Origin of the sequence: Dongshaea marina (genome assembly GCF_003072645.1) — a bacterium.
In the GTDB taxonomy this organism is placed as follows: Bacteria; Pseudomonadota; Gammaproteobacteria; order Enterobacterales; family Aeromonadaceae; genus Dongshaea; species Dongshaea marina.
Genome location: NZ_CP028897.1, coordinates 1,477,510 through 1,489,214 on the forward strand (window position 1 = coordinate 1,477,510; position 11,705 = coordinate 1,489,214).

General features: G+C 53.2%; 13 protein-coding genes. 3 read left to right on the forward strand and 10 right to left on the reverse strand.

The genetic code is table 11. From position 1 onward, the window contains the following. Window positions 1-29: 29 nt before the first annotated feature. The 3 genes from flgK to DB847_RS07270 are packed head-to-tail and all read left to right on the forward strand — an operon-like array spanning window position 30 to window position 3,304. Window positions 30-1,385, forward strand: a complete 1,356-nt coding sequence (gene flgK, locus DB847_RS07260) for a flagellar hook-associated protein FlgK (RefSeq protein WP_108650076.1) — start codon at window positions 30-32, stop codon at window positions 1,383-1,385. A 9-nt stretch (window positions 1,386-1,394) separates the two neighbouring features. Next, window positions 1,395-2,294 (forward strand): flagellar hook-associated protein FlgL, encoded by a 900-nt coding sequence (gene flgL, locus DB847_RS07265; RefSeq protein WP_108650077.1) that lies wholly within the window; start codon window positions 1,395-1,397, stop codon window positions 2,292-2,294. Between the two features lie 5 nt (window positions 2,295-2,299). Beyond that, the gene (locus DB847_RS07270) at window positions 2,300-3,304 is read left to right on the forward strand and encodes a hypothetical protein (RefSeq protein ID WP_108650078.1); all 1,005 of its coding nucleotides are present in this window, start codon (window positions 2,300-2,302) and stop codon (window positions 3,302-3,304) included. On the opposite strand, the gene DB847_RS07275 is transcribed toward DB847_RS07270, so the two are convergent. The 10 genes from DB847_RS07275 to DB847_RS07320 all read right to left on the reverse strand — a co-directional run bounded on the left by DB847_RS07275 (window position 3,301) and on the right by DB847_RS07320 (window position 11,670). After that, window positions 3,301-4,248, reverse strand: coding sequence for a flagellar motor protein MotB (locus DB847_RS07275; RefSeq protein ID WP_108650079.1), 948 nt, complete (start codon window positions 4,246-4,248; stop codon window positions 3,301-3,303). The two genes, DB847_RS07270 and DB847_RS07275, sit on opposite strands and share 4 nt — an antisense overlap. A gap of 2 nt (window positions 4,249-4,250) precedes the next feature. Beyond that, the gene (gene motA, locus DB847_RS07280) at window positions 4,251-5,102 is read right to left on the reverse strand and encodes a flagellar motor stator protein MotA (RefSeq protein ID WP_108650080.1); all 852 of its coding nucleotides are present in this window, start codon (window positions 5,100-5,102) and stop codon (window positions 4,251-4,253) included. Next, window positions 5,095-5,829, reverse strand: coding sequence for a sigma-70 family RNA polymerase sigma factor (locus DB847_RS07285; protein WP_108650081.1), 735 nt, complete (start codon window positions 5,827-5,829; stop codon window positions 5,095-5,097). The genes motA and DB847_RS07285 overlap by 8 nt, the downstream gene beginning before the upstream one ends. A gap of 3 nt (window positions 5,830-5,832) precedes the next feature. Then, window positions 5,833-6,282, reverse strand: coding sequence for a flagellar basal body-associated FliL family protein (locus DB847_RS07290; protein ID WP_108650082.1), 450 nt, complete (start codon window positions 6,280-6,282; stop codon window positions 5,833-5,835). A 15-nt stretch (window positions 6,283-6,297) separates the two neighbouring features. Then, window positions 6,298-7,449: a flagellar hook-length control protein FliK gene (locus DB847_RS07295; protein ID WP_159084445.1), complete on the reverse strand. Its 1,152-nt coding sequence runs from the start codon at window positions 7,447-7,449 to the stop codon at window positions 6,298-6,300. A gap of 2 nt (window positions 7,450-7,451) precedes the next feature. Further along, entirely contained in the window at window positions 7,452-7,751 is a 300-nt protein-coding gene (locus tag DB847_RS07300) for a hypothetical protein (protein WP_108650084.1), read from the reverse strand. Continuing rightward, on the reverse strand, window positions 7,748-8,128 hold the full coding sequence (gene fliS / locus DB847_RS07305) for a flagellar export chaperone FliS (protein WP_108650085.1): 381 nt from the start codon (window positions 8,126-8,128) through the stop codon (window positions 7,748-7,750). The genes DB847_RS07300 and fliS overlap by 4 nt, the downstream gene beginning before the upstream one ends. Window positions 8,129-8,131: 3 nt before the next feature. Next, window positions 8,132-9,559: a flagellar filament capping protein FliD gene (gene fliD, locus DB847_RS07310; RefSeq protein ID WP_159084446.1), complete on the reverse strand. Its 1,428-nt coding sequence runs from the start codon at window positions 9,557-9,559 to the stop codon at window positions 8,132-8,134. Between the two features lie 215 nt (window positions 9,560-9,774). Further along, entirely contained in the window at window positions 9,775-10,758 is a 984-nt protein-coding gene (locus tag DB847_RS07315) for a flagellin N-terminal helical domain-containing protein (RefSeq protein ID WP_108650087.1), read from the reverse strand. Window positions 10,759-10,773: 15 nt separating this feature from the next. After that, window positions 10,774-11,670, reverse strand: a complete 897-nt coding sequence (locus DB847_RS07320; RefSeq protein WP_108650088.1) for a flagellin N-terminal helical domain-containing protein — start codon at window positions 11,668-11,670, stop codon at window positions 10,774-10,776. Between the last annotated feature and the right edge of the window lie 35 nt (window positions 11,671-11,705).

The window sequence follows — 11,705 nt, forward strand, 5'->3', positions numbered from 1 at the left end:
ACAGCAAACCGACGGATGGATGGTAACAGATGAGTTTAATCGATATAGGTGTGTCTGGGATCAATGCGGCCCAGGCCTGGTTGAATGTCACCGGACAAAACATCGCCAATGCCAGCAATCCCAACTATTGTCGGGAGGGGGTTGAGCTGGCTTCTTTGGGGGGCATCCCAGGACAGGGGGGCGGGGTTCAGGTGATCCGCTACAGTCGGTATAGCGATCCTTTTCTGAGCCGGGAGGTGTGCAATCAGTCGGCCCAGCTCAATCAGTTTACCACCCGCCATCAGTACCTCTCTCAGATCGATACCGTCCTGGGAGCCGATAGCAACTCGATCTCAAAGGGGATGGACGATCTGTTCGCCTCCTTTACTGCGGCGCAGAAAGACCCGCAGGATCTGGCCTATCGTCAGCAGATCCTCAGCCAGAGCGGTGAGTTGGTCAACCGTTTTCACATGATGGATGATCGCCTGGAGAAGCTACGCAGCGAGTCGCACGATCAGCTCACCAGCTCGGTGACCAAGGTCAACTCGGTGCTGGGGAACATCGCCAAGCTCAACCAGCAGATTGCCGATGGACAAGCGGGGGGCAGCAATGTCAGCGATCTTCTGGATCAGCGTAATGGGGCCCTCAAGTCCCTGTCTCAATATATGGATATTCAGAGCAGTACCGCGAGTGATGGCAGCATCAATCTTTATATGAAAAATGGTGAGCCCCTGCTCCTTGGAAACCAGCCGGGGCAGCTCAAGCTCGAGGAGCATGGAGATGGCAGTTATGATCTGGCGCTGACCTCGGCGGGGACCACGACTCGGATCCATGATGGGATCGGCAGCTCAATCGGTGCCCTGTTTGATTACAATGCCCAGGATCTAAATCGACTGCAGCAGCAGCTCGATAGCATGGCTTCTGAGGTGGCGAACAGCTTTAACCAGGTACAGGCGACCGGAGAGGATCTTGAGGGAAAGGCCGGGCAGCCCCTGTTTAGCTTTGATCCTGACCACCCGGCAAAAAGCCTGAAACTGGCGATCGATGACCCATCTGAACTGGCGTTTTCGGCACCCGGTAAAGGGCCTGGTGATAATAGCAATCTTAACCAGTTTCTGGACCTTCAGAATCAGAAGATTTCAGGGTTGGGAGGGGTCACCTTCAGTGATTACTATTCCCAGATGGTCAGCCAGGTCGCCAATGATACGGCCACGGCCAAAGATAATATGGCCTCGGGTCAATCGCTTCTCAAGGTTGCGGTCTCCAATGAACAGGCGGTCGCCGGGGTCTCTCAGGATGAGGAAGCCGCCAACCTGATGCGCTACACCCAGGCTTACCAGGCGAATGCCAAAGTGATCAGCACGGCCCGGGATATGTTTTCGACCCTGCTCAGCACCTTTAGTTAAGGAAACAATATGCGTATCACCAACTACCAGATGGATCAGCAGATGCTGCTGAACATGCAGCGTAACTGGTCTGATCTTAATCAGGTCAATATGCAGCTGAGTGCTAATCGGCGGGTACTCAATCCCAGTGATGATCCAGTGGCTTCGATTCAGTCGATGAAGCTGGATCAGCAGCTGCAGCAGCTGAGTGTCTATCAGCAAAACAGCAAACGTCTCGGGGGGGCGCTGCAGACCGAGGATGGGATCCTCAAGAGTACCGACTCCCTGATCCAGAGCATCCATGAAAACTTGGTGCAGTTGGGGGATGGGGCCCTGTCACCGGATGATAAAAAAGCCCTCGGCCAATCATTGCAACAAAAGGTCGACCAGCTGGTGAGCCTGATGAATAGCAAGGACTCCAGCGGCAGTTATATCTTTGCCGGATCTCAGGTCAATACCGCTCCCGTCGTGCACAATGCCGATGGAAGCTTTAGTTTTCAGGGCGATGGACAAAAACGCCAGGTGACCATTGGCGGGGGGATGACCCTGGATGCCAATGATACCTTAGCGGAATTGATGGGATCTCCCGACGGGCTCAACGCTATTGCCACCCTTGCAAATGATGCCGCTGCCGGTAAGAGCCTGTCGCAACAGGAGATGGACGAGGCCGGTAAGGCCTGCAGCGATACATTACAGAGCGTGGATCTGGTGCGCAATAAAATTGGGGGCCGTCTTCGGGCGATTGAGTCGGTAGGTAAGGCCAACGATGCGGCCAAGGTGAGCCAGACCCAGCTTAAGGAGCAGCTGGTTGGGCTTGATTACGCCGATGCCGTGGTCAGGCTCAATACCTATCAAATCACCCTGCAGGCCAGCGAGCAGGTATTCACCAAGCTCAACCAGTTGAGCTTGTTTAACTATATGGGGCATTAGTCCGGATGAATTCAGCCCTGGTTGCGACGAGCGTGACCTCACTTACGTCTGCCGGTATTTCCGATGTCAAAGGTCGGGGCCCCTCGGGAGCCACTGTTTCGGGGGCGACTCAGGGGCGCTCCGAGCATACAGGCATAAACTTAAAGCCTAAAATCACCACCAGGGTATCCTCTGGTCTGGGACTGGCTCGTCTGAGCGGGGCCATCAGTGATCAGCAGTTAGCCTCGCAATCCCTGAGGGACAGTGCCCGGGTGATGCGGTCCATGATGCGGCAAATCGGTGGCGCTTCACCGGATCTCGAAACGCTGAGCGACCTGCAACAACAATTAAAGGTGTCGCGAAACCAGCCTGGCAGCTCGGGGCAAAGCGTGCTGGATAGTAAGTTCAGCCTGAATCTTCCCGGAGCCGGGATGACACAGGAGTATGATTTTCAAATAGCCGGCCTGAGTGCGAAACCCGTGACCCAATCCTGTCGCCATCTTTTTACTGTAAAAGCAGAGCAAACCAGGCAACAGATGATTACTGTGACCGGAGGAAGCGGGGCGGTGGATGTCGCCCGGCAGCTCAACCAGCAGTTGAGTAGCTTTGGCGTGAAGGCTCGCCTGGAGCGGGGAGACATCACCTTTCGAACCTCGGGCTGCCAGCTCGATGAGATGCAGCAAAGCCTCAATATTCTCGGGCAGAGCGAGCTCTACAGTGAGTCCACAGTTCGATTCAAAGAGCCTGGAACTCCCTCCTTGGAGCATTTGAGCAGGGATCAGCTCGGCGATCAGGCTCTGTGTCTTGCGGCTCTTCATTTGGCGGGAAGAACCCTGGCTCAATCCCAGCTGAAATTGCGCCAACTGGGGGCTTCACTGGCTCACGAGCTCCAAGAAGCCCTTCCCGGAAAAAGCCTGCCAAATAGCGTGGTGGAGCAGCTTGGCCAAAGCATTGGTGAGCGCGCCTGTGGTGCCTTGTTGAGTCAGAGCAACTTTTCCCGTAGCCAATTGATGGCGCTGTTGCGTCGTTAGCTTTTGATCCCTGTAGGCAAAAAACCTTTTTCCCTGAGCACTTCAATCGAGGTGACCGGTTGATTGCGTGCCGCAAACTGCTGGGCCTCTTGGATGCTTTCAGGCTCCGGTGCCGTGTCAGAGCTTTTTCCAAACATGGATTGCAGCGTTTGGGTGGCGGAATCGGTTAGTACCAGGATCTCGATGCGCCTATTGCTGCCACTGACCGGGTTTTTAGGATCCAGTGGCTCTTTATCCGACATGCCAGCGATTTGCAGGAACTGATTGTCCGAGATCCCGTAGAACTCCAGGGTGTTCTGGGCGGTGAGCGCCCGCTGGGAGGAGAGTCCCCAGTTGGTCCCCCGACCTGAGCGAAAACGAATCGCATCTGTATGGCCTGCGATGACGAGCTTGTTGGGAACCGACTCCAGCAAGGGGGCAATTTTTAGCAGGAGATCCTCAAAAAATGGCGTCAGCTCGGCGCTGCCACGATGAAACATGTTGTGATGTTGGCTGTCCTGAAGCTGGATCTTAAGTCCCTGGGGGATCAGCTCCAGATTAAGGTTATCTCTTAGTTTCTTATCCTGTCGCAGCTGATCGAGCTGGGTGGTGAGCATCTGCAGGGAGCCGCCGTGACTCGGCCCATGCAACTGTAGCGATTGTCCCTGGGTATGGCGGGTACGCCGCTCTCCCTTTCCCCCATCGGCGGGTGAGGGGGGAGGAGAGCCCTTGAGATCGACTGGGTAGGGACTGTTGCGATTATCGAACACATGGACCTGGCGAAAATAGCTGGCGATACTGATCAACTGCTGTGGAGTGGAGAAGCTGATGATCCAGAGCACCAGGAACAGGCACAGCAGCGACATAGCAAAATCTGCAAAGGCGACTTTCCAGGCCCCCCCATGGTGTTGGCTGTGAGAGCGACGGGGTGATTTTTTTACAATGATGACGGCCTTATCTCGCATGATTACTGTCCACTGAGTTCACTTTCCATATCGATAAAGCTTGGTTTGATTTCGCTGTAGAGTACCCGGCGTCCGGCATCGACGGCGAGCATGGGGGGCTTACCGGAATTAAAGGCCACTAGGGCACTCTTGAGCATATCCAGCGCCATGATCTCCCGGTTGATCTCTTCTTCGACGGCGTGGGCCATCGGAGAGGCGAGGCCATAGCTCATAAAGATCCCGAGAAAGGTGCCGGTCAGGGCGGCCGCGACGTGCATGCCGATCACCGCCAGGTTGCCATCTATATGGCCCATGGTCACAATGATTCCCATCACCGCCGCCAGGATGCCGAATCCAGGCAGGGCATCAGCAACCTTGAGCAGAGCTCCGGTCGAACGGCCAAGATCACGCTCCACGCCCTGGATCTCCTCTTCGAGCATCGATTCCAGCTCATGAGAGGGGAGTTGCTGGATTAGCATCAGCCTTAGAGTATCGCAGAGCAGGTGGATGATCCGCTCCTGCCTGAGGATCCTGGGGTAGCTTTGAAACAAAGCACTTTGTGAAGGAGATTCAATATCTTCCTCCAGCCCCTTAAGCCCCTGCTTGCGTGCCGATTCAAACAGCTGAAACATCAGCTGCAGCAGCTCCTGATAGAAGTGAGGGGTAAAGGTGGTTCCCCGAATCAATCCTGTGATGTAGCTCAGGACTCCCATCAGCACAGCTCTGGAGTTGGATATCACCAAAAAACCCAGGGCTGCTCCCCCGATGATCACGAATTCGGCAGGCTGATAGAGGGCGGCAAAAGGTCCTCCCTCCATGGCGTAGCCACCGAGGACGCAGATAAAGATGATCAGGACTCCTATCAATTTAAACATGGATCTCTCCGCAGGTTTCGGTGAATTGAGCCCTGACCCTGAGCAGGGCCTGCTTATGCAGCTGGCAGGCCCGGGCACGGCCGACCTCAAAAACCTGAGCGATCTCCGTCAGGTTCATTCCAATGTTGTAGTGAAGGTGTAGCAGAACCTGCTCTCTGTGAGGGAGTGTTTTCAGGGCCCGGGTGAGCAACTCTTTTTGCTGCTGACGAGCGAAATGCTCGTGTAGAGGATCCTCCCGGGTCTCACCACTGGCACTATCTTCCTCAAAACTCAGCAGTTGGCTGGCCTGAATATCATTGAGGGTCTGGCGATATTCATCCAGGCTCATTGACAGGGCATCGGCTATCATCTGCTCCCCTGGTTGCGGGTGCCCGGGCTGGCTTAGTGTGGCTATGATATCGCGGATCTGCTGTGCTTTTTTTTGCAGCGGGCGGGGGCGCCAATCATTGCGCCTGAGCTCATCGATGATGGCACCGCGGATCCTTTGGCTGGCAAAGCTTTCAAACTGCCCTCCACGCCCGAGTTCAAAACGGTTGGCCGCCTCCCACAATCCCATGAGCCCTGCCTGCTCCATGTCTTCGCGGGAGATGGGCTGCCCCACCAGGTTAATGATGCGCGAAGTGATGCGCTTCACCAGGGGGATATATTTATGGAGCAGCTGCTCAGGAGTCGCCGTGAGTTGCTCGCTATAGGCCGCCACGCCCTCTTGTTGGGGGTTGGGATACATCCACTACTCCAGAAGATATTTGGTGATCAGCAGATCATTGATCTGCTGTTGGCCGGTATTTTGAATCATCACCCGCCGCAGCTCTGCCAGGACGGCTTGTCGAAAGTTCTTCTCATTGGCCGGATTTGCCAGGTAGCTAAAGCTGTAATGGCTGAGAAGGCGCAGCAGAGCACTACGGACGACCGGCTGATAGAGCTCTACCTCTTTGATCTGCTGAGCACTATGGGTCACCAGGGTGAAATCGACGACAAAGTAGCGAATATCCCCATGATCGGACAGGCTAATCACCATCTCCTTGAGGGGGTGAAACTTGGGTGGTTTGTGCTGCTGAGCATTAAGCTGTGGCTGCGTTTTGTCGGATTGACGCATTTGATAAAAATAATTTGCTGCAGCGCCACACATTGCGCCGAGCAGGAATACCAGTAACAGGCTGATAAGGTTCTTTTTACTCATATCGGATCTTAGTGGTTAGCCAAGGGTATCGAGGAGCTGCTCATGAAGGCGAGCGGCTATTTGTGTCTCATGGGGCGCAGCTCGGGTGGGGGTATGCCACTCTCGCTGTGGCTGAGCCGGTGGTAGTTGCTGTCCCGGTTGCTGTTGACCCGATTGTTGCTGGGTTGAGACATCAACCCGAACACTGCCGTGAGTCTGTTGTGCCAGCTCATAGTGAAGCTGGTGCAACTGCTGCTGCAGAGAGTTTTGCGCCTGATGACTGCTGGTGACCAGCTGTACCTGGGTATGTTGATTGGTCAGTTGGATCTGGATCTGCAACTCACCAAGCTGTGGAGGGTCCAGGCGCAGGGTGGCCTTATGCTGATTATTCTTAAGCTGCCAGTTGAGCTGCTGTTGCAGCATCTGCTCCCAGCCACTGTGCTCAAGGTTGAGCGAGTGGTGAAGAGAGGTTGCCACTGGGGTCTGCTGCGGCTGGAGTAGTGCTCGAGCTCCCTGAGTTTGCTGGGAGTGATTCAGGGCCAACACGGATTGAAGCGGCTGGGGTTGAGCTCCCGGATTTTCATCCCGGGAGATCTGCCCAAAGTGAAGATGTTCCGGCAAGAGTGATTGCGGTGGGCCCTTTTGTGTGACGCTGGCTCCTTGATGAGGCTCGTTTGTGAGTATCCCATTTCTCTGAGATAGTTTACCCGCCTTGCCAGGGAGATGGCTGGCTTGTTGCTGCAGAGCCTGACTCCAGGTCTTTGGCCTGCTGTTTTTGAGCTGGCCTGGCGTATCCTTGACCGGTTGTTGCTGGGGGAGATTGCTCAGTCCGAAAGAGTGCTCCTTAACCACCACTGGAAGAGGCTGAGGCTTCGGCTGGCAGGCTGAGTTGAGTTGCATCCGTTTGCCTTTTTCAGTGGCAGCTGGCGTTGTTGCTTGTTTCGAGTCCTGGCTCTGTTGTGGCTGAGCTGGGGATGACAATTGGATGGCTAGCTGTTGTGGCTGAGCCTCAGTCCGCTCTGTTTTTTTTGCCGGGGAGGGCGATTTTTTATCCGGATCCTGGTCTTTTTTCACCTTAGCCCTGTGTTGCTGATGCAGGCCGGAAAAATCGACGCTTGCGCCATGAGAAGGGTGGAGGGCAGAGGCTGAAGCTCCCGTGACTTTAACCTGGTTTATCTGGGTGAGCATACTCATCTCCCGGTGACCTCCTGATAGGCATGAATCGCCCGGCGGGTATGTGGAAGCTCTTTCAGCTCTTTTTGGGCAAGCAGGGCCTCGGCCCGGGCCTGATCTCTGACCTTTAGATAGAGCTCTGCTAAGGCTTTCATCTGGCGATCGGTTTCGGGATCCCGGTCGAGCTGAAAGAGCTCTAATTGATGAAGCTTTTGGTTAAGCTGGATAAAGCGCTCCAGGTCTCCATCCTGCTGCGCCCGGGTCAGCAGGGGCAGCAGGGTTATCAGTTGTCGCTTGTTGGTTGATGGCAGTTTCAAGGGCTAAGCTGCTCCCAGGCTTGTTTGACCGGAGCCAGGCTACTCATTACCTCATCGACCAGCTCTGTTTTGTTGCGCAGGTTTGCCTCCATCAGCTGGCGCATACAAAACAGGTAAAGCTGGTGCAGGCTTTCGGCGACTTCAGGGTTCTCATCGGGATCCAGGGCGCTATCCAGGGTACTGAGGATCTCCATGCAGCGGTTGGCTTCCCGGGTTTTATCCTGGATCCGCTGATGTTGGATATGTGCCTTCATCCGGATCAGGCTGTGAAACAACCCCTGATACAGGAGTTGAAGCTGTTTGAGAGGGGAGGCCACATTGATGTTGGCATCAATGATGGACTCCTGGTAGGCATTGAACGGGGTGTTTGATTCCATAATTTATGTTTGGCTGTTGGTTTTAAAGTATTGCTGCAACATCGACATGCTGTTATTCATCTGATCGACGATCGCTTGTGATGCCGTGAACTGTGCGATGAGACGACTACGATAATCATCCATTCGGGTATTCAGATCGTCCGTTTCTTTGGTCAGGCCATCGAGATCTTTATTGAGTGAATTAACCCGGGAGTTGAGTACGGTTGTGTTGCCTGAGCTATCGGTGGAATAACTTTTGAAAAGACTATCGAGTTGCTTGATGAGCCCCTTGTCGCCGCCTATCAACTGCTGTGCCGCTGCCGGGTTATTATCAAGGGCTTTATCGAGCTTATCGTTATCGATCTCAAGCTTTCCGCCACCATCAAGCTCGGTCTCAATCCCTAGCTGAGCAAGGGAGACTGAGCCACTGCCGGTTACGTTCTGAATGAGCTGCTGCATCTTGGATTGCAACTGGGAAGGGATGGTTTCAGAAACCAGAGCACCCGAGGTGGTGCCTGAACCACTGCTGTTTTTAGTCAGCTGATTGATAAGATCGATCACCTGGTTATAGGAATCGACAAAACTATTGAGATTATCCTTAAGGGTTTTGTCATCCTTACTAACGCTCAGATGAATCGCTTGATAGTTATCCGGGTTGCTGGTGTCGACATCTTTACCCGTTTTCAGAGGAGACACCTGTTTCAGGTCAAGAGTCATGCCGGGGATCAGTCCGCTGATCTGATTACTGCTCTCTTCAAATATGGGGGCATCTTTTCCCAGGCCATAGGCTATTTTGGCATTTTGAGCCGCTGCGAGTTGCTTTTGATTGGAAGCGTCTAAGAGGCTATTTAGCTTAGGATCTCCGCTTGCAGAGACTGTGAAGCTGGCATCAATTCCGGTGTTGCTTCCCTGAAGCACTAGGTGTTGCCCCTTGTTGTCGGTGATGATGGAGGACTTAACGCCACCTTTGCTGGGCAAAGCCTGATTGATCGCCTTAGAGATATCTTGCAGGCTGCTTCCGGCTGGGATATTCACGCTATAGGAGGTACCAGCATAGTCGATGCTGATGCTTGATGCTTCAGTCGTTTTGCTATCCGCGATCCATGCACTATTGGTATAGGTTTGCTGGGCCTGGGCCAGTTGCAGCACCTCAAAATTATACTCGCCCTCAGCTGCGCTGCCGGTCACTGTGGCGCTCAGTGTGCCATTATCACTGCTGGCTATCTTCATCGGATTAAACGCATTGGTAGCGTTAAGATCTTCGAGGCTACTTTGGGCTTTTTCCAGGGCAGCCTTGAGCTGACTGTAGGCAGATATCAGGGTCTGGTCGGTCTGTGTCTGCATCTTGATCAGCGCATCGGGTCCCGCGCGCTCTGCGGCAACCAGAGCGTCGATCGTCTGCATATCAATGCCGGAACTACTGGCGGGCGAGGTTGCGGATACACTGCTCATCATCATCTCCTGTGTGAAGTGCGCTTAATGCAAAAATAAAGCCAATTATTTTTTTGTTTTATTTCATCGAGTTACATTTTTTGTCCCCCGAAAGTTTCCTTCCGGAACAGCTCAGGCGGAAATACACTCTGTTATTTTTGGTCTTTGAGTCCTGGCCACTTAAAAATGCAGGACAGCAGGAGAACTCCCTGCAGTCCTGCTTGGCTTTTAGTGTGTTACCTCAGCAAAGACAGTACATTCTGTGGCAGGTTTTTGGCCTGGGCCAGGACCGAGGTTCCTGCCTGGATCTGAATGTTCTGCTGAGCCATGTTGGCGGCTTCGGTGGCGTAATCGGTATTCATGATCCGCCCCTGGGCCGTGGTCATATTGGTAGAGATGTTCTGCAGGTTAGAGACCGTATGCTCGAATCTGTGCTCCATGGAGCCCAGAGTGGACTGGAATCCACCGACCGCGGTGAGCATTTTATCAATCGCCTTGATCGAATTTTCTTCCGCGAGCTTGGTTTGCGCGGCATCAATTTTTGCTGGGTCAGTTTCTGATTTCCCTGTGGAGTCTACGGTGCCTATCGTTCCGAGTAGCCGGGTATTCATGTTTACCCCCATATCGGTACATTTGACCTCAATGGTATTTCCGTCTGAAACATTCGAGCCAACGAGGAAATCGACTCCGCCCGTGGGATGGTTGGTTGCATCGTAATCAAGGATTCCCCATGAAGCGTTACCACCGATCCCTCCGGCAACAGGGGCGGCATCCGTTCCACCTGTACCATCGTCGTCATAGAAACTGAAGAGTTGCTGTGAACCAAAAGTGGTCGTTTTCTCTATACGATTCAATTCTTCTTTGAGCTGGGTAAACTCTTGGTTAAGTGCTTTTTTGTCATCATTACTGGTGGCACCATCCAGAGATTGAACACCTAGATCGCGCATTCTTTTCAAAATACTAGTGAACTCCTTAAGGGCTCCATCAGCGGTCTGAGCCATTGAAATTCCATCCTGAGCATTTTGCACCGCACGGTTAAGACCATTGATTTGCGAATCCATGCGATTAGAGATCTGCAAGCCTGCCGCATCATCATAGGCACTGTTGATTCTATGCCCGCTGGATAAGCGCGCCATGGTACGGTTGAGCTTATCGGTGGCATAGCTGATGTTGTTTTGGGCAATTTCAGAGCCAGAGGTGCTGAAAATTGAGATAGCCATGATTTAACCCTCTGTTTAACGCAGCAGTGACAGCACGTTTTGCGGCAGGTTCTTGGCCTGAGCCAGTACCGAGGTTCCCGCCTGGATCTGAATATTCTGCTGTGCCATGTTGGCGGCCTCGGTGGCGTAATCTGTATTCATGATCCGCCCCTGAGCGGTTGTCATATTGGTGGAGATGTTCTGCAGGTTAGAGACCGTATGCTCGAATCTGTGCTCCATCGCCCCCAGGTTCGACTGGAAGCCTCCAACAGCGGTCAACATTTTATCGATAGCCTTGATGGCATTCTCTTCGTTGGTTTTGGTGGTGGCAGCATCGGTATCAAACTTAAGGCTTCCTAAGCTTGCCGTATCCATTGCGGTGGCTGTATCCGTTAATTTCACGGTCACTGTATTTCCATCAGAAACATTTGCCCCAACTAAAAAGCTAACGCCAGCATCTAAAAGACCATTGGTTGTGGGGACAGGTGTGCCTGAAGGATTGGAGCTATCTTTAGAGCTGAACAGATTCATATCTCCAAAGGTGGTCGTTTTGCCAATCCGATCCAGTTCCTGCTTGAGCTGAGAGTATTCAGTATCGAGAGCAGCTTTATCATCCTGACTGGTTGCACCATCCAGAGATTGAACGCCCAGATCGCGCATTCTTTTCAGAATGCTGGTGAACTCCTTAAGGGCTCCATCAGCGGTCTGGGTCAAAGAGATACCGTCCTGGGCGTTTTGTACCGCGCGGTTCAGGCCCTGTATTTGAGAGTCCATTCGATTTGAGATCTGCAGACCCGCTGCATCATCGTAGGCACTGTTGATTCGATGCCCACTGGATAAGCGCGCCATGGTGCGATTGAGCTTATCGGTCGCATAACTGATATTGTTCTGGGCGATTTCTGAGCCCGAGGTGCTGAAGATTGAGATAGCCATTAAGATTCTCCAAGAAAAATGAAAAAGCACGGCTA

Bases quoted from the DNA above. Each gene is read 5' to 3' on its own strand.
- fliS (WP_108650085.1), bottom strand. From the start codon at position 8,128: ATGGAATCAAACACCCCGTTCAATGCCTACCAGGAGTCCATCATTGAT.
- flgL (WP_108650077.1), top strand. From the start codon at position 1,395: ATGCGTATCACCAACTACCAGATGGATCAGCAGATGCTGCTGAACATG.
- motA (WP_108650080.1), bottom strand. From the start codon at position 5,102: ATGTTTAAATTGATAGGAGTCCTGATCATCTTTATCTGCGTCCTCGGT.
- DB847_RS07315 (WP_108650087.1), bottom strand. From the start codon at position 10,758: ATGGCTATCTCAATTTTCAGCACCTCTGGCTCTGAAATTGCCCAAAAC.
- fliD (WP_159084446.1), bottom strand. From the start codon at position 9,559: ATGAGCAGTGTATCCGCAACCTCGCCCGCCAGTAGTTCCGGCATTGAT.
- DB847_RS07275 (WP_108650079.1), bottom strand. From the start codon at position 4,248: ATGCGAGATAAGGCCGTCATCATTGTAAAAAAATCACCCCGTCGCTCT.
- DB847_RS07270 (WP_108650078.1), top strand. From the start codon at position 2,300: ATGAATTCAGCCCTGGTTGCGACGAGCGTGACCTCACTTACGTCTGCC.
- DB847_RS07290 (WP_108650082.1), bottom strand. From the start codon at position 6,282: ATGAGTAAAAAGAACCTTATCAGCCTGTTACTGGTATTCCTGCTCGGC.
- DB847_RS07320 (WP_108650088.1), bottom strand. From the start codon at position 11,670: ATGGCTATCTCAATCTTCAGCACCTCGGGCTCAGAAATCGCCCAGAAC.
- DB847_RS07285 (WP_108650081.1), bottom strand. From the start codon at position 5,829: ATGTATCCCAACCCCCAACAAGAGGGCGTGGCGGCCTATAGCGAGCAA.
- flgK (WP_108650076.1), top strand. From the start codon at position 30: ATGAGTTTAATCGATATAGGTGTGTCTGGGATCAATGCGGCCCAGGCC.
- DB847_RS07295 (WP_159084445.1), bottom strand. From the start codon at position 7,449: ATGCTCACCCAGATAAACCAGGTTAAAGTCACGGGAGCTTCAGCCTCT.